The organism is Paenarthrobacter sp. NPDC089322, from assembly GCF_040684895.1.
Classification (GTDB): domain Bacteria; phylum Actinomycetota; class Actinomycetes; order Actinomycetales; family Micrococcaceae; genus Arthrobacter.
On the sequence record NZ_JBFBGW010000004.1, the window covers coordinates 290892 to 307650 of the forward strand.

Sequence of the window (16759 nt, forward strand, 5' to 3'; positions counted from 1 at the left end):
AAGGGAAGGGGATGAACGGGCTAGAACAAACGTGAGATATTGCGGTGTGCCAGGCCGAAGGACAGGGTCATGCCAACGCCGGACGTCACGGAAACCACGGTGACGCGGGGGTGGACATCGCGGACCAGGATCGGCGCGACATCGGAGGATGCATAAATGCCCTGCCACCGCTGGATGATCTCCAGCGGTTCACCGATCCTGGCGGCGATCTCGGTGTTGAGGGCGGTAGAGACCGCCTCGTCCAGGAATGGATCGGCGGTGTGGTGGTAGTGGTGCGAGTCGCCCAGGATCACGGTGCCATCCGGGCGTTGGGTAAACATGACGTTGGCGCCTATCTCCAGGAGGTCGGGACGCGTCTGCCTGACCTCGTCCCGCAAGGAAGCCGCTGCGGGCATCTCGGTGAACGCCGGGTACCGGAGCATGGACGTTGCGGTCAGGACGGCCGGAGCGAATTCGACACCGCCCGGTTTGGCCGCGAGCGACATCTGCAGGGCGCAACGCTGGATTTCATGCTCAGCCGCAAGCTCCGGGAAGAGGTAGTCCACGTCGTGGCCGACACACACAAAAACCCGCTTTGCAGTGAAGTCACCACGGGAAGTCTGCACCGTGGCCAGGTCACCGTCCCGGCTGAAGCCCAGCGCGGATGTGTTCCAGTGAAGTTCGACGCCGGGCTGCCGGCTAAGCCATTCGGCCAACTTTGCCACCGTGGTGCGGGGGTCGACGCGAAGGTCGTCCCGGAGGAAAGCGCCGCCAAGGAGATCGGGCCATGCGCTGGAAGTATCCGCGGCGGAAGCACCCGTGCCGGAGCCCAGGCGGGCGCGCGTTTCGTCGGGGGAGAGCAGTTCGACCTGTCCAGGTTCGCGCACTGCGACAAGTTCCCGGAGTACAGCAAGCTCCGCGTCAGTGCGGGCGAGGACTACGGCGCCGGCTTCTGAGGCCCAGAATCCGGCGCGCTCGGCGAACTCGAGCCAATACTTACGTGAGGTCTGGGCGAGTTCGTATAGTTCGCCCGATTGTGCGGTGATGCAGCAGTGGCCGAAGTTCCGGACGGAGGCGCCGGCCGCGTGGTGATCGCGCTCAATGATGGTGACCGTCAGGCCGTTGGCAACAGCGTGGGCGGCATGCGCCAGACCAACGATCCCGGCGCCAACAATGACGACGTCGATCGGCCGGACGGACACGCTGCCGGTGGCTGTGGAGGAGGTGCTTGGGTTGTTCACACCAATGAGACTCGCGGCTGGACGGGGCCGAATCAAGCCGGATTGGCACTTGTATATACAAGTTAATCTGAATTTAACGTCTGTTCATTTGAGTTCATTTCAAATTCATCGTGCAGCGCGGAAAACCGCCGTTTCGAACAAAACCGACTTGTATTATCAACTTGTGACTACGCAACAAAACGCTCCCCTCCACGTCCGGCTCAGCGAGGAATTCATGCGCCGGATCGCGGACGGCGACTGGCCTCCGGGTTTCCAGTTGCCCAGCGAGGCGGAGCTGTGCCGGGAATTCGGAACGTCGCGCGGACCCATCCGGCAGGCGCTCGCCTTCCTGCGCGCCGAAGGGGCCGTTACCGGTGGTCGGGGGCGTCCTCCCATGGTCCGGGCATCCGTGCCGTCGCAGTCGTTCTCCACGTTCAACTCATTTACGGAATGGGCCACCGGGATCGGCAAGAAGCCCGGCCAGCGGACCTTGGAAGTTGCGCGCCGTGAGGCCAGCCCCGAGGCTGCCGAGGCGTTGGGCCTCGAGCCTGGAACTACGGTCGTGGAGGTCCTGCGGCTCCGTTACCTGGACGACGTCCCGGCCATGATCGAGCGGACCACGTTCATCCTGGATGTGGGCCGGAAGCTGTTCGATTTCGATACCGACTCCGGTTCCATCTTCGCGTTCCTCAAGGAACAGGGAGTGGACCTGCACAGCGCCAGGCACACCATTGACGCCGTGGCCGCCAGCGACGAGGACGCCGAACTGCTCGAACAGCCCGAAGGAATCCCACTCCTGCGCGAACGCCGCGTCACCCGTTCAGCCGACGGGCAGCCCCTCGAATACTCCGAGGACCGCTACCTGCCGGCGCTGACGAACTTCACCATCGACAACACCGTGGAACGCCGGGCCGCCTTGGTCCGCATCCACACGGATTCGCATCCTCAGTGATGCTGATCCCCATAGAAGGAGCTACCCATGATCCAACTCGTTGCCTGCGACATGGCCGGAACCACCATCGACGAACACGGGGACGTCTACGTCGCCCTTGCCCGCTGCGTTGAGGAAACCGGCGCAATCACCACCCCGGAGGCCGTTCAGGAATGGATGGGCGCAGACAAGGTGGAAGCCATCACCGCACTCATCACAGCCGGCGGCGGCTCGGCGACTCCCGGCGTTGTGGACGCTGCGTTCGTGCGTTTCAAGGAATTGCTCGCCGAGTTCTACGACGCCAACCCGCCTGTTGCCCTCGCTGGCGTGGAGGATGCGTTCCGCGAACTTCGCCGCCGCGGCGTCAAGGTGGCGCTGACCACCGGCTTCTCGCGCGACGTCGCGGAACCGCTCCTTGAGCGGCTGGGTTGGAGCGTTTCCGACGACAACCTGCTGGACGCCGTCGTATGTTCTGACGAAGTGGCCGCGGGGCGTCCCGCTCCGCACATGATCCACCGCGCCATGGAACTGACCGGGGTGCAGGACGCGCGGGCGGTGATCGCTGCCGGCGACACCGTGAACGATCTGGCCGCCGCAAACAACGCAGGCGTCACCGCGGTCGGAGTGCTCACAGGAAAACTGGGCCGCGAGGAACTTGCCGCCTACCCGCACCACCACATCCTGGACGGCGTCAAGGACATCCCGGCGCTGGTCTCCTGAGCTGTTCCGCGTTTGGCGCCGCACTGGTGGGCATGGAAGATTGGATCGCGTGAAATTCCTTCACCCCTCACCCAAGTCCTCAGCCCGCGGCGTCACGATCCTGCGGGTGGTGTTCGGTGCGCTGCTTATGGTGCACGGCATCCAGAAGCTCATGGCCGGTCACGCCGCGTTCGCTGCGTCCGTCGCCGCAATGGGTGTGCAGAAGCCCGAGACCGTGGCGTGGCTCGTCATCGCCGGCGAGGCCGGACTGGGCCTGCTGCTGGTGCTCGGTGCGCTGACCCGTGTGGCAGGTTTCCTTGCGGCAATCCTGTTTGCGGGGATCTGGTTCGTAACGGAAGCGGGCAAGCCGCTGATTACGGACGCTTCCGGGGTGACCGCGGAGTTGCTCATCATCTACTTCGCAGTGTCCGTCGCGTTTGTTTTCCTCGGCCCGGGCGCTTTCTCCCTGGACCGGAAACTGGCAAAGCAGTCCGCCCGCCCAGGGCGTTAACACAGTCGGGTTAACCCACGACGGCGGCACTTACCGTGCGTCGTTGGGGTACCTGATGCCGAGCTGGGACCGCACGCCGTCGAACAAGCGCATGACGTTGATGGAGTCCTCAAGCGGCATGACGGGGCTCTCCGTGAGTCCTTGCTGCACGCACCGGGTCACTTCGCGGAGTTCGTAGGTGTAGCCGATGCCCACGACGTCGAAGCGTTCGTGCCGGGGTTCGTCCCAGCCCACCCGGATAAGCAGTTCACGGGGGTTGTTGACGGAGCCCACCGTCCGCAGGAACCCCAGACCTCCGGCCACGGTAGCCGTACGCGGTCCGTGGGCCATCAAGGACGACGTCAATTGCGCCTGGGCTCCGGTGTCGTAGCCCAGGGTCAAGGCGTTCTGGGTGTCCACGCCGTCCTCGTTCAACGTGCCAATTGCGGTGACGGACTGCGGAAATCCCAAAGTGCCGAGGGCCCAGAGCAGCGGGTAAACCGTGATGTCCAGGAGCGCGCCGCCGCCATCGTTGAGCGCCCAGATGCGGGCCGCCGGATCGTAGGGCGCGGGGAAGCCAAGATCAGCACTGACCCATTGGACGTGCCCGATTTCCCCGGACGCCGCGATCGAGAAGGCCCGCTGCATGCTCGGGAGGAAGCGGCTCCACACGGCTTCCATGAAGAACACGTTCATTTCACGTGCCAGCTTCGCCAGTTCCGCGGCTTCACGTGCGTTGATGGTGAGTGCCTTCTCGCACAGCACATGCTTGCCCGCGCGGAGTGCTGCAGAAGCGATCTGGAAGTGCTGGGCATGGGGGGTGGCTACGTACACAACGTCCACCTGCTCGTCGTCGAACAATCGCTGGTAGCCGGGAACACCGCCGTCGTCCCCGTACGCCTTGGCGAAGCCAACAGCCTGCGCGAACGCATCAGCCGCGGCCTGCGTGCGTGAACTGACGGCGTAAAGTTCCGCGTCCTCCAGCAACGACAGGTCCTGGGAAACGCTGTTGGCGATGTTCCCTGTGGACACGACTCCCCACTTCAAACGCCGTCCTGTGGCGGCTCGGGGATCCTGGTTGGTCTGGGTGGAGAGCCACGGCTTGGCGATGCGGAGAGTCATGAAAGTCATCCTCTCATTCCAGGGCGGCGGCGACACGGTAAGCATCCTGTCCACCCACCCGAATGTCCATCGACATGAGAGACCTCGCATAGGCTGGTGCAATCATCCCTCGCAGAGGTTCTGTGGGGAGTTACCGAGATGGAGCAGGGATGGGTACTTTTCGGCGCGTCGTTTTGCCGGTTGCCTGGTTGTTGGTTTTCGCGATTATCGCCGTGGCGTTGATCAAGATCGCTTTCGTGGACGGGATGGAAACAACGGGCTCAGAGCCGGCACCGCTGGCTCAAGTGGACATACCGGTTGTTCCGGCTACGCGCGCCACGGTCACCAACACGGTGGAGATCAAGGGCACCGTTCAAAGCGACCCCGCTGAAGCCATCCGCAGTACGTCCGCCGGCAAGGTCATCAAAGTGTTCGTCGAACAAGGTGCCACCGTGGCCGAAGGTGACGCCCTGTTCCAGGTCAAAGCCGAGCGGGCTGTGACTACGCCCCAGGTGTCCAAGGACGGCACGCCGCCGAAGCCCGTCTACGACTACCTCACCATCGTTGCTCCGGGCTCCGGAACGCTGCAGTCGTTGACCACGTTGATCGACCAGGAAGTCTCCGTGGGCGAAACCGTCGGCAGGATCGACCCCGGCACGTACACCGTTGCAGGCCCGGTTAATGCAGCACAGCAGTACCGCCTGCTCGGCAAGCCCGGGCCTGCGGACATCGCTCTGGTGGGTGGACCGGCGCCGTTCCAGTGCACTGAGGTGACACTCAAGAACAACGCGTCCGACGGCGGCAGCGGCTCGGGCGGTTTGGCTTCCTCTGGCGGGGCTGCTGGTATGGGGATCGGAGCTGCCGTGGCTATACCCGGGGGCGGGGGCCAGCAGCAGGAGGGCGGCACGCCAACGGGTACGTTGAGCTGCGCCATTCCTTCGGATCGGGAAGTCTTTGCAGGCCTCGGAGCCACGATGACCGTCAGTGCCGGCGTCGCCACGGATGTTGTCACCGTTCCCCTGACTTCAGTGAAGGGCAGCGTAAAAGACGGAATTGTCTGGGTGGCGGGCGCGGCTGGCGCCGTCGCCCCTGAGCAGCGCACGGTTCAGCTTGGGTTGAACGACGGATCCGTGGTTGAGGTTGTCTCCGGGCTGACGGAGGGCGAGCAAGTCCTCGAGTTCGTACCGGGCGCTCCCGCTGCGCCGGGCCCGATGATGGGCCCCGGCCAGATTGCCTACGCTCCGGCAGGCTAGGACATGGAGAACACAGCACCCACCATGGCCGACGAAACGTTGGTCAGCCTCCGGTCAGTAACCCGCTCGGTAACACTTCCTGATGAGCAGCAGTTGCACATCCTTCGGGGCATCGACCTTGAAATCCATAGCGGCGACCATACCGCCATCGTGGGTCGTTCCGGATGTGGCAAATCGACGCTGCTCAACTTGCTCGGCCTCCTGGACGTTCCTACGTCCGGTGACTTGGAATTCATGGGCCAGCCCGCGGACCGGCTAAGCGGCAACGAGCGCGCCCGCCTACGGGGTACCACCGTGGGTTTAGTGTTCCAGCAGTTCAACCTGCTGCCGGGACGAAGTGCGCTGGACAACGTGATTACCCCTTTGCTGTACGCGAAGGGTCGGGACTTCTGGCGGCGCCGGGAACTCGCCATGGACATGCTGGACCGCGTCGGCCTGGCAGCCCGGGCAAACACGATGCCCAACATGCTGTCCGGCGGCGAGCAGCAGCGTGTGGCAATCGCCCGCGCCCTGGTCCGCGGTCCCCGGCTGATTCTGGCCGACGAACCAACCGGCGCCTTGGATGTGGAGACGGGGCAGGCTGTCATGGCACTGCTGGACGCTGTTGCTACGGAAACGGCAGCAGCACTCGTCACCATTACGCACGACACCAACGTGGCCGCCTTGGCCCGCGCATGCTACCGCCTCGACGCCGGGGTCCTCAGCGGACTGAGCGTTGCTGTGGAAACGGGGGTGCACGCATGACCGGCTTCGTTTCCACGCTCGTGGAAGCCTGGCAGGAACTGCGGATCAACAAAGTGCGCATTCTCCTGGCACTCCTCGGCGTGGCCCTGTCCGTTGCTGCCCTGACGTCCGTGGTGGGTGTCGGGAACCTGGCCCGCGAAGGCTACAAGGAACAATCCGAGCGCAACGGCGGCCGCGTCGCCACCCTGTCACTAGGCGTGTACGGCGCAACCATGCCTGATCCCGTGCAGCTCGAAAAGGCCTATCAGGGCATCCAGCAGCGGTACGGCATCACCACGTCAACGCACGTCGGAAGAACCCAAGCCGGTTTTCAGTTTCCGCGCGGAGTAACCAACGTGGACATGACCATCGTGGACGTCGGATACGGGATCATTCACCGCGTTCCGCTCCTGATGGGAAGCTGGTTTGCGGCCGATGACGACCAAAGGCTCGCGCCCGCCGTCGTTGTCTCCGAAGGCTTCTACAACCAAGCAGGCCGTCCCAACCTGACGACCAATCCCACAGTCGCCATTCCCGGCGACCAGCCGGCAACCGCGGTGATCATCGGCGTCGTTCCCGACGTGTGGCCGGACTCCCCACCCGCAGCCTTCATCCTGACCAAAGCGGCGGCCATGACCGGGATGGCGCCCCAGATGTCGGAGTTCAAGATCTGGGTAGGGGAGGAGCATGCCGGCCCCCTCACTGCGGCCATCACCGCCGATCTTCAGAGCCAGTTCCCCGGATACTCGGCCCAAGCCAGCCGGATGGACTACGCAGCGCACGGCGATCCCCTGGAACCGGTCCAAATGGTCATCGGCGGCGTAGCCAGCCTGGTGCTTCTGCTCGGTGCCGTGGGAATGCTCAACATCTCCATGGTCACTGTTCGCTACAGGGTGCGCGAGATCGGCATCCGCCGCAGCTTCGGTGCCACCTCCGGCCGGATCTTCTTCGGCGTCATGATGGAGTCCGTCGTAGCCACGGCCGTGGCCGGCATCGCGGGCGTCATGCTGGCAGTCGCCGTTGTGAAGCATCCGTGGATCCAATCGAAGGTGGCGCCGTCACTCACCGAGTACCCGGCCTTTCCGATCGAAGCTGCACTCCTTGGCTTTGGTGCGGCGGTCCTTGTGGGCGCACTTGCCGGAGCCATACCAGCGCTCGTGGCGGTGCGCGTCAAGGTCATCGATGCGATCCGGTTCTGACCTCCTCCGTCAGCCTGCCTTGCTGAAGCCGGAACCGGCGTTCTGTCTTCTGTGCGAGGGTGCGGTCATGCGTGACCACCAGGATGGTGGTGTTGTGGTCGCGGCTCAGTGAGCTCAGGAGCTCGATGATGTGCTCGCCGGTCTGCTCATCCAGGTTTCCTGTGGGCTCATCGGCGAGGATCAGCTTGGGTTCGTTGGCCAACGCCCGCGCGATGGCTACACGCTGCTGTTCGCCACCGGACAAGCGGTTGGTCCGGCGCGAGTGCTTTTCAGGATCCAACTGGACCTGTTCCAGCAGGTCCTTGGCCCGCTGCAATCGTGCGGCCTTCCGAATACCGGCGAATTCCATGGGCAGCATGACGTTGTCCACGGCACTCAGGTTCGGGATCAGGTTGAACTGCTGGAACACGAACCCGATGTCCCGGCGGCGGTACTCGGTCAGTTTGCCGTCGGGCAACCCGGCCAGGCTGACGCCATCGACGACGACGTCTCCGCTGGTGGGCTTGTCCAGCGCACCCAAGAGGGACAACAGCGTGCTTTTGCCGCTGCCGCTCTTGCCCACGATGGACGCCAGAGAGCCTTTCTCCAGCTTGAAGCTGACACCGTTCACCGGCTTGATCATCCGGTCTCCGGACTTGAACTGACGGACAAGGTCCTTGACGACAATCATGGCTATTCTCCTCGGAGTACTTCGATGGGGCGGATACGGGCGGTGAGCAGCGCCGGAACCAGCGCGCCGATAATGGCGACAGCGAAGACGGCGGCGATGCCGGCGGCGATCACGCCGGGCGAGGCACTCGCTGTCACTGACGTCAACAACTGGGTAGCGCCGCCGAACGGACCACCCTGGCCGCCAGCGGGCATGCTGCCTCCGGGAACACCGCCGTTCGGCATGGCCCCCGCAAGTCCGCCGCCGCGCTGGGTGGAGGAGGCCGCCGTCGTACTTGTATTGGAACTGATCAGGGCTGAAGCGATGCCGCCGCTGGCGAACGAAGCGATAGTGGCACCCACCACGCTGCCCAGTGCGACCAGGACCAATGACTCGAGCACGAACTGCAGGCCGATGGTGCGGTTCCGGGCACCGATGGCCTTGAGCACGCCGATCTCGCGGCGGCGTTCGCGGACCAGCATCACCATGATCAGCAGGATGATGAGCCCGGCGGTGGCAAGGGCCGCGATGAAGGCCACAAACGAGATGTTCTTGACGCTGTCCAGGGAGCTGACGGCGGTTTCGAGGTTGCGCTGCCCCTGCGTGACGTCTGCTTTATCGGTTCCAAGTGCGTCCTGTACGGCGGTTTTGGTGCTTTCGACGTTCTCCATGCTGTTGACCGTGACGATCATGCTGGAAAGCTCATCAGGGGTTTCGGCCAGTGCCTGTGCCTCGGGGAGGGTCACGTAGACGGCGTTATTCCCGAAAGTAGTTCCTGCGTCGAAGATGCCCGCCACCGTGAAGGTCTTGTCCTTGATGGTGAAGGTGGAACCGACCTCCAGGCTGTTCTTCTCCGCCAGGGTGGTACCCACGAGGGCCTTAGCCTCGGCCGCTGCGTAATCACCCAAGCCGGTGCCGCTGGTGATCTCCAGTGCTTTGCCCGTGCTGTCCACCTCGGCGCCGATGCCGGTGGCCGTGATGGGCAGTGTGCGGGCGGGTTGGGTTGCGGTGCCCGTTGAACCTGCGGTGCCGTTGCTGCTATTACGGTTGCCCAGCGTACCGGCGTCGACGGCGGCCGTCAGGTTGGTGGTGACGGTTGTGGCTTGTTGGCCTCCCGGACCGAAACCCCCGCCGGGGCCGGTCTGCTGGGTGGTGACGTCCGTCGTCGTGCTTTCCGTCTGGAGCCGCAACGCCTTGGTCCCGACGACGGACGTTACGTTTGCGACAGCCGCAGCAGTCTCTGCCTCTGCGGATGTGAGCGGTTCGCCGCCGCCCTCGAATCCTTGCCCGCCCGCCGGGTTCACCGTCAGCGTGGTGCCAACGGAGGCATTGAGTTCCTGGACTTTGGCTCCCACGGCCTGGTTGGCCACAAGCATGGCCAGAGCCAGACCGATGGCCACGGCCAGCACGGCGACAACCGCCGCCGTTCTGATTTTGTTGCGGAAGGCATTGCCTACGCTTCGGGCAAGGACGCTCACGTTTCTCCTTTGGACCTGCCGGGACCGGTTGGGGCCCGGGCCCGCGCTCGCGGGCTGCAGGTCCAACACTCGTAAACGCTGCTGTGCGGCACACCAGCCGAAGCTATGTGCGGGCTGTGAAACGTTGCGGGCCGGCCTGGCAGCACAAAGCCCCGGCCCGCCTGTGGTGGCGGACCGGGGCTCCGGTGATGCGCGTGTTACTTGGTGATCGGGCCTACTTGGTGATCGGGCCCAGGACCGGATCGTCGACGTATGCCGTCTTGACGTTCGCTGCCGTCACGATCTGCGGCGGCAGGAGGTACGCCGGAACGGTCTTCACGCCGTTCTTGTAGGAGTCCTTGTCGTTGATCTCCAGTTCCTTGCCGGCCTGCAGGTCCTTCACCATGGTGATGGCGTGCTCAACAAGCTTGCGGGTGTCCTTGTTGATGGTGGAGTACTGCTCGCCGGCCATGATGGACTTGACGGACTCAACCTCGGAATCCTGGCCGGTGACCACCGGGAGCGGCTTTCCTGCGGCCTTGACGGATGTCAGGACTGCACGGGCCAGGGTGTCATTCGGCGAGAGGACGCCGTCCAGCGATGCGGTGCCATAGCTGCCGGTGAGCAGCGTATCGGCGCGACGCTGGGCGTTTTCCGCTTTCCAGCCCTGGGTTACGGCCTGCTCGAAAGCGGTCTGGCCGGAGAGAACCTTCAGGGTTCCGTCATCGATCTTCGGCTTGAGGATGCTCATGGCACCGTCAAAGAAGACCTTCGCGTTGGCGTCGTCAGGGGAGCCGGCGAAGAGCTCGATGTTGTACGGACCGTTGGGCTTCTTGGCCTGCAGGCCCTCCAGGAGCGCCTTGCCTTGCAGCTCGCCAACCTCGAAGTTGTCGTAGGCCACGTAGTAGTCGACGTTCTCGGTGTTGAGGAGCAGACGGTCGTAGGCGATGACGGTGGCGCCGGCATCCTTGGCCTGCTTGAGCTGCGTACCCAGCTGGGCGCCGTCGATGGCACCTACGATGATCACCTTGGCACCCTTGGTGACCATTGCGCTGATCTGGTTCTGCTGCTCGGAGACGCCGCCGTTGGCAAACTGGACGTCGGGCTTGAAGCCTGCGTTCGTGAGGCCGTCGTTGAACAGCTTCTCTGCGAGTACCCAGTTCTCACTGGTCTTCTGCGGAAGGGCGACACCGATGAGGGAGTCCTTGGGGAACGCTTCCCCGCCAGCCGTGCTGCCGCTGGAGCCGCTGTCCGAGCGGCCGCAGGCCGTCAGCGCCAGTGCCGCGATCGCAGCAACTGCTGCTGCCTTTCCTGCTTTACCAAACATTCGCATAACGTGGTTTCACTTTCTGTGTGGGTGGGGTGGAGCGAGTCGTGTGGAAACCGGTCAGGCTTCCTTGGAAATGACCTCTTTGGTGGACGTGGTTTCGTCCGGCTTGATGTCGTTGTTGCGCTGGAAGTTCTTCATCAGCAGTCCAGTGATGGACCGTTTGCCCTGGGACTTGTTGTAGACGTCGAAGGCAACGGCTGCCAGGAGAACCAGGCCCTTGATGATCTGAGTGAGGTCGGCGCCGACGCCCAGGAGCTGCAGGCCGTTGTTCAGGACGGCCATCACCAAACCACCCACGATCGAGCCGATCACGGTGCCGACGCCACCGGTGACTGCGGCGCCACCGATGAAGACGGCGGCGATGGCATCCAGTTCCCAACCGACGCCGTCGAACGGGCCCGAAGCGGTGGAGCGGCCCACGAAGATCATGCCTGCCAGGCCCGCAAGCACGGCCATGTTCATCATGACAAGGAAGTTGACCTTCTTGGACTGCACGCCGGACAACTCGGCCGCGTGGCGGTTGCCACCTACGGCGTAGACATGACGGCCGATAACCGTCTTGTCGGCGACGAAACCGTAGATGAGGACGAGGACTGCCAGGATCAAGCCCGGAATGGGGAATGACGTTCCGGGACGACCGGTAGCGAAAAGATAGGTGGCGTAGAGGATGGCACCGCAGATCAGCACCAGCTTGGTGACCTCAACCCAGAGTTCCGGAACGTCGGCGCCGAGCGCCTTGTTGGTGGCGCGGGCACGCAGGGACATGACCACCACGAAAGCGGCTGCCACGATGCCGATCAGCAGCGTCAGGTTGTTGAAGCCGGTATTTGGGCCAATTTCGGGCAGATAACCGGAGCCAAGGTACTGGAAATCGTTGGGAACGGGGATGGTGTTGGACTTGCCCACGAACTGGTTGAAGCCGCGGAAGAGGAGCATGCCGGCCAACGTCACGATGAATGCCGGGATCCCCACGTACGCTGTCCAGAAACCTTGCCAGGCGCCGATGATCGCTCCGAGCAGCAATCCGAACAGCACGCCGACGTACCAGGGGATGCCCCAGTCCCGGATGGCGAGGGCCACGGAAACGCCCACGAAGGCCGCCACGGAACCGACGGACAGGTCGATGTGCCCGGCAATGATGACCAGCACCATGCCGATGGCCAGGATCAGGATGTAGGAGTTGCCGTTGAACAGGTTGATCACGTTGCCGGGGGTCAGCGTGCGGCCTTCGGTAAAGATCTGGAAGAAGACGATAAGTGCCACCAGGGCGAAGATCATGCCGAACTGGCGGGTATTGCCACCAAATAGCTTCTTGAGCGCGTTCATTGTTTTGGTCCTTGGGTCAGGAAGGGTGAGTCTGGGCCAACTGGGGTCAGGCGGTCTTGCGGGAGGAGGACGTCATGAGTTTCATGAGGCTTTCCTGGCTAGCTTCGTTCTTGTCCAGGACGCCGGTGATGGCACCTTCGAAGATGGTGTAGATACGGTCGGACAGGCCCAGGAGCTCGGGAAGCTCCGAGGAGATGACAATCACTCCCTTGCCCTGGTTGGCGAGCTTTTGGATGATGCCGTAGATCTCGTACTTGGCGCCCACGTCGATGCCCCGGGTGGGTTCGTCCAGGATCAGGAGGTCGGGATCGGTGAACATCCATTTGGCCAGCACGACTTTTTGCTGGTTTCCGCCGGAAAGCTTCGCGACGCCTTCTTCAACGGACGGGGTCTTGGTGCGGAGGGACTTGCGGTATTCCTCGGCTACGGAGAATTCCTTGCGTGTGTCCACCACGGAGTACTTGCTGATCTTGTTCAGGGCCGCCGCCACAGTGGTGGTCTTGATGTCATCCAGCAGGTTCAGGCCGAGGGACTTGCGGTCTTCCGTGACGTAGCCAAGGCCGGCGTCGATCGCTTGACGGACGCTGCGCAGGTTGACCCGTTTGCCGTCCTTGTAGACCTCGCCCGAGATGTAGCGCCCGTAGGAGTGCCCGAACAGGGAACGGGCCAGCTCCGTGCGGCCTGCGCCCATCAGGCCGGCGAACCCGACGATCTCTCCGCGGCGTACGAAGAAGTTGGAGCCCTTGCAGATCAGGCGGTCCTGGACCTGTGGGTGGCCTACGGTCCAGTTCTTGACCTCGAAGAAGACCTCGCCAATCTTCGGCTCGTGGTCCGGGAAGCGGGACTCCAAGGTGCGTCCCACCATGCCCTTGATGATCCGGTCCTCATCCACGCCGTCGCGCTTGACGTTGAGCGTCTCGATGGACTTGCCGTCACGGATGATGGTGATCTCGTCCGCGATCTGTTCGATCTCGTTGAGCTTGTGGGAAATGATGATGGACGTGATGCCCTTGCCCTTGAGGCCAAGGATGAGGTCCAGCAGGTGCTGGGAGTCCGATTCGTTCAATGCTGCCGTGGGCTCGTCAAGGATCAGCAACCGCACGGACTTGTTGAGTGCCTTGGCGATTTCCACCAACTGCTGCTTGCCGACGCCGATTTCCTTGATGGGAGTGTCCGGGTCTTCACGGAGCCCGACCCTGGCCAGCAGCTCGATGGAACGCTTTCGCGCTTCTGCCCAGTCGATGACACCCCATTTGGTGGGTTCGTTGCCCAGGAAGATGTTTTCCATGATGGACAGTTCCGGGATCAGGGCCAGTTCCTGGTGGATGATCACGATTCCGGCGGCTTCGCTTGCGCGGATGTCCTTGAATTGCTGCTCTTCGGCCATGTACACGATGTCTCCCGTGTAGCTGCCGTGCGGGTACACGCCTGAAAGGACTTTCATCAGGGTGGATTTCCCGGCGCCGTTTTCACCACAGATGGCGTGAATCTCGCCGGCCTTCACCCGAAGGCTTACATTCGACAAGGCCTTCACACCGGGAAATTCCTTCGTGATGGACCGCATCTCCAAGAGGATTGGCTCATCTTGCGTGTCGAGGGTTGTCATCAGCCCTTACGCCTCCAATGCATGACTTCGTTGTCGCCCCCGCAAACGGCGGGGCTGTCTGATGAAAAAGTAAACTGGATCACCCGTCTTGTCGTCAAGACTTGAACGCATAAGCCAGCTAACGATTTCGTTACCTACCGGTAATACCTGCGTGCTGGAACACCAATGCGGCGGCGCCTAGCGCCTCTGCGCGGGCGCCGAGGGAAGACATTGCCAAGTGCGTTGTTTCGCCTACAACGGGCACGGCATGCCTGACGAGGCCTCGCCGAATAGGGTCCAGTAGGAGGGTGCCCAGCCCGGCCAGGGGACCGCCCACCACGATCACTTCAGGGTTGATCAGGTTGGACACATTCCCCAGTGCGCGCCCCACTGCCAGGCCTGCGTCGTCCACCACGCGCTGGGTGGCGGAGTCTCCCGCCAGGCAATTTCGGACAATGTCCTGCGGGGTCAGGAGCGTCTCCTGCCCGCGGCCTAGCAGCTCAATCATGGTGGTGGTGGACGCGATGGTTTCCAGGCAGCCCCGGTTCCCGCACCGGCAAACCAGCCCGTGTTCGTGGATGGTCGCATGGCCGATTTCGCCCGTGATGCCCACGTTTCCGTAATAGGGGGCACCGTTGAGGATCAGCCCCGCACCGATACCCGAACCGATCTTGAGGAACATCAGGTTTGGGACACCGCTGTGGGGGCCCCACGTCACCTCCGACAACGCACCCAGATTGGCGTCGTTGTCAACAAATACGGGGCAGTTCAGGGCTTCTTCTAGCCTGTGCAGGATGTCGATTCCCACCCACTCGGGCAGGATGGCTCCCTGTGCAACCGTCCCTGTTCGCCGGTCGATGGGGCCAGGGATACCGGCGCCGGCGCCCACCACGGCGGTAGGATCTATGCCGTTTTGTTCCAGCAGGCGGCCGAGCAACCGGACCGCTGCAGCGATGCCCTCTTCCGCTTGGTGGCCCAGGGGAAGTTCGATGAAATCCTCGGCGATGACATGGTATCCAAGGGATGCCAGCACCACCCGTAGGTGGCGGCGTCCGAAGTCGATTCCGACGGCGACAGCACCGTTGCTGTTCAGCCTCACGTTGGTTGCCCTGCGGCCGGAGCTCGTGGTTGGCTCGGTGGAGACCAAGCCAGCGTCCTGCATGATTTTCACGATGTTGGACACCGTGGCGGTGGAGAGTCCGGTCTGGCGGGACAGCTCGGCCTGCGTCGATGGCCCGTTGAGCAAGCACTCAATGATTCGCTGTTGGTTCAAGTGCCGGAGCGCGGATTGCGAACCGGGTTTTCGTGGGTGGCTCTTCGTTGAGCGCTGCATTGCGGACATGACAAGAAGCGTGCCCCAAAAGACGCATTGTAGTCAAGAAGTGAACACAAGGGGTCAATCATTCGAGACATACTCCAACGCATGACCACCCGATCCTTCGCCTTGTGGGGCATGCTCTGCGCCCCACATCGAGCGCATAGTGCGCAGCGCTGGCCCCGCAATGTGGTGCGCAAGCGGGCGACGCGGGCGAAGTGCCCCGAGCAGGCTCCCGGCAGGTCCAAATGCCCCGGCTCCTCGCAGGCCACCGTGCCTACTCTGGAATTCAAGAGAACCCGGCCACCTGCAATGGCCGGATCAGGTGAAACCAAGGTGGTAATGATGCTGCTATCCGTCCTGCAGGCAAACGCTTCTGTCCTGGACGCTGATGCCAATCTGCGGATCATCGACGATGCCGCCCGGCGGGCCTCACAAGCAGGAGCAGGACTGCTCCTTACACCGGAGCTGTTCCCCGTGGGCTACGCACCCCTGAGGCTCCACGCCGAACTCGATCCGGCCTCGCTGCCGGGCATCAAGGAGCGCCTGGCCGACATCGCGCGTCGTCACCGGATCGGGCTGGTCTATAGCCTCCCCGCGCCTGCGGAAGCCTCCGTGCAGAGCACCCACGACGACGTCGCGGAGCCAACTCCCGCTGAAGATCGGTGGAACATCTCGGCTACTTTGGTAGACGCCCACGGCGCGGAGGTGCTCAACTACGCGAAGGTCCACCTGTTCGGCGGTGAGGAGCACAAGGCGTTCGTCGCCGCCCAAGAACCTCCCGCCGTCGTGGACTTCAACGGAATCCGCACGTCGATGCTGATCTGCTATGACGTTGAGTTCCCTGAAGCCGTCCGCGCGGCGGCGAGCCGGGGCGCCGAACTGCTGCTGGTTCCCACGGCGTTGTCAGCCGGGTTCGAGAACGTGCCGCAGGTGCTGATCCGCGCACGTGCCCTCGAGAGCCAGCTCAATGTGGCGTATGCCAACCACTGCGGACATGAGGACATCTACAACTTCCTGGGCGGCAGCGTCGTGGCAGGGCCCGACGGCTCATTGCTCGCAGCGGCGGGGGAGGGGCCTGCTTTGCTGTTCGCCGAGGTGGGAACGGAAACCGTCAATTCAGCCCGCAATGAAGTCCCGTACCTGCGCGAACGCAGGCCCGAGCTGTATAAGGAGTGGGAAGGTTAGGATTGGGGGCGATTCTTGCTGCGGAGGTGGGCGACGAGTCCGATAAGCCCCAGAGTGAATAGCGCCCCCAGGATGACCGTATAGGACGCTTCAAGTTCAAAGCGCACACCGCCGTCGGCAAGATCGTGGCGCCCCAGGAACAATGAACCGGACAGCCCATGTTCGGCGGTGAGCGCTCCCACCACCAAACCGGCCGCCATCAGGACCACGGCAATTGTGGCCAGGAAACGGATGGAAAGACCCTTGCGCAACTTCATGGAAACCCCTTCGCTGGAGTGGCTCGAATGATCGAAGCCTAGACAGCGGCAGGCATC

At 63.2% G+C, this 16759-nt stretch carries 16 protein-coding genes; 7 read left to right on the forward strand and 9 right to left on the reverse strand.

Translation table 11 applies throughout. From position 1 onward, the window contains the following. Positions 1-20 precede the first annotated feature (20 nt). Positions 21-1220, reverse strand: a complete 1200-nt coding sequence (locus AB0N65_RS07015; protein WP_364159505.1) for a TIGR03364 family FAD-dependent oxidoreductase — start codon at positions 1218-1220, stop codon at positions 21-23. Between the two features lie 163 nt (positions 1221-1383). Here AB0N65_RS07015 and AB0N65_RS07020 point away from each other — a divergent pair, with 163 nt between their 5' ends. Genes AB0N65_RS07020 through AB0N65_RS07030 form a run of 3 tightly spaced genes read left to right on the forward strand, consistent with a single transcriptional unit; the run spans position 1384 to position 3340 of the window. Beyond that, on the forward strand, positions 1384-2151 hold the full coding sequence (locus AB0N65_RS07020; RefSeq protein WP_364159507.1) for a GntR family transcriptional regulator: 768 nt from the start codon (positions 1384-1386) through the stop codon (positions 2149-2151). A 27-nt stretch (positions 2152-2178) separates the two neighbouring features. Further along, positions 2179-2850 (forward strand): phosphonatase-like hydrolase, encoded by a 672-nt coding sequence (locus tag AB0N65_RS07025; RefSeq protein WP_364159509.1) that lies wholly within the window; start codon positions 2179-2181, stop codon positions 2848-2850. A 49-nt stretch (positions 2851-2899) separates the two neighbouring features. Further along, a complete protein-coding gene (locus tag AB0N65_RS07030) occupies positions 2900-3340 on the forward strand; it encodes a DoxX family protein (RefSeq protein WP_364159512.1) in 441 nt (146 codons plus the stop codon). A gap of 30 nt (positions 3341-3370) precedes the next feature. Here AB0N65_RS07030 and AB0N65_RS07035 read toward each other — a convergent pair whose 3' ends face one another. Beyond that, positions 3371-4441, reverse strand: a complete 1071-nt coding sequence (locus AB0N65_RS07035) for a Gfo/Idh/MocA family oxidoreductase (RefSeq protein WP_364159513.1) — start codon at positions 4439-4441, stop codon at positions 3371-3373. 149 nt (positions 4442-4590) lie between these two features. Between AB0N65_RS07035 and AB0N65_RS07040 the strand changes: the two genes are divergently transcribed. Genes AB0N65_RS07040 through AB0N65_RS07050 form a run of 3 tightly spaced genes read left to right on the forward strand, consistent with a single transcriptional unit; the run spans position 4591 to position 7595 of the window. Then, positions 4591-5673, forward strand: coding sequence for a biotin/lipoyl-binding protein (locus AB0N65_RS07040; protein ID WP_364159514.1), 1083 nt, complete (start codon positions 4591-4593; stop codon positions 5671-5673). Between the two features lie 3 nt (positions 5674-5676). After that, positions 5677-6417 carry an ABC transporter ATP-binding protein gene (locus AB0N65_RS07045; protein WP_364159515.1) on the forward strand — a complete coding sequence of 247 codons (741 nt, stop codon included), beginning with the start codon at positions 5677-5679 and terminating at the stop codon, positions 6415-6417. Beyond that, on the forward strand, positions 6414-7595 hold the full coding sequence (locus AB0N65_RS07050; protein WP_364159517.1) for an ABC transporter permease: 1182 nt from the start codon (positions 6414-6416) through the stop codon (positions 7593-7595). The genes AB0N65_RS07045 and AB0N65_RS07050 overlap by 4 nt, the downstream gene beginning before the upstream one ends. On the opposite strand, the gene AB0N65_RS07055 is transcribed toward AB0N65_RS07050, so the two are convergent. The 6 genes from AB0N65_RS07055 to AB0N65_RS07080 form a co-directional block, all read right to left on the reverse strand. After that, positions 7573-8265 (reverse strand): ABC transporter ATP-binding protein, encoded by a 693-nt coding sequence (locus AB0N65_RS07055; RefSeq protein ID WP_364159519.1) that lies wholly within the window; start codon positions 8263-8265, stop codon positions 7573-7575. The genes AB0N65_RS07050 and AB0N65_RS07055 overlap by 23 nt on opposite strands. A gap of 2 nt (positions 8266-8267) precedes the next feature. Continuing rightward, positions 8268-9722 (reverse strand): FtsX-like permease family protein, encoded by a 1455-nt coding sequence (locus AB0N65_RS07060; protein ID WP_364159521.1) that lies wholly within the window; start codon positions 9720-9722, stop codon positions 8268-8270. A 214-nt stretch (positions 9723-9936) separates the two neighbouring features. Then, entirely contained in the window at positions 9937-11034 is a 1098-nt protein-coding gene (locus tag AB0N65_RS07065; RefSeq protein WP_364159523.1) for a sugar-binding protein, read from the reverse strand. 54 nt (positions 11035-11088) lie between these two features. Continuing rightward, the gene (gene mmsB / locus AB0N65_RS07070; protein ID WP_364159525.1) at positions 11089-12357 is read right to left on the reverse strand and encodes a multiple monosaccharide ABC transporter permease; all 1269 of its coding nucleotides are present in this window, start codon (positions 12355-12357) and stop codon (positions 11089-11091) included. 46 nt (positions 12358-12403) lie between these two features. Beyond that, the gene (mmsA, locus tag AB0N65_RS07075; RefSeq protein ID WP_364159527.1) at positions 12404-13963 is read right to left on the reverse strand and encodes a multiple monosaccharide ABC transporter ATP-binding protein; all 1560 of its coding nucleotides are present in this window, start codon (positions 13961-13963) and stop codon (positions 12404-12406) included. Between the two features lie 130 nt (positions 13964-14093). Further along, the gene (locus tag AB0N65_RS07080; protein WP_364159529.1) at positions 14094-15284 is read right to left on the reverse strand and encodes an ROK family transcriptional regulator; all 1191 of its coding nucleotides are present in this window, start codon (positions 15282-15284) and stop codon (positions 14094-14096) included. A 315-nt stretch (positions 15285-15599) separates the two neighbouring features. Between AB0N65_RS07080 and AB0N65_RS07085 the strand changes: the two genes are divergently transcribed. Beyond that, positions 15600-16445: a carbon-nitrogen hydrolase family protein gene (locus tag AB0N65_RS07085; RefSeq protein ID WP_364159531.1), complete on the forward strand. Its 846-nt coding sequence runs from the start codon at positions 15600-15602 to the stop codon at positions 16443-16445. Here AB0N65_RS07085 and AB0N65_RS07090 read toward each other — a convergent pair. Further along, positions 16442-16702: a hypothetical protein gene (locus AB0N65_RS07090; RefSeq protein ID WP_364159533.1), complete on the reverse strand. Its 261-nt coding sequence runs from the start codon at positions 16700-16702 to the stop codon at positions 16442-16444. The genes AB0N65_RS07085 and AB0N65_RS07090 overlap by 4 nt on opposite strands. Between the last annotated feature and the right edge of the window lie 57 nt (positions 16703-16759).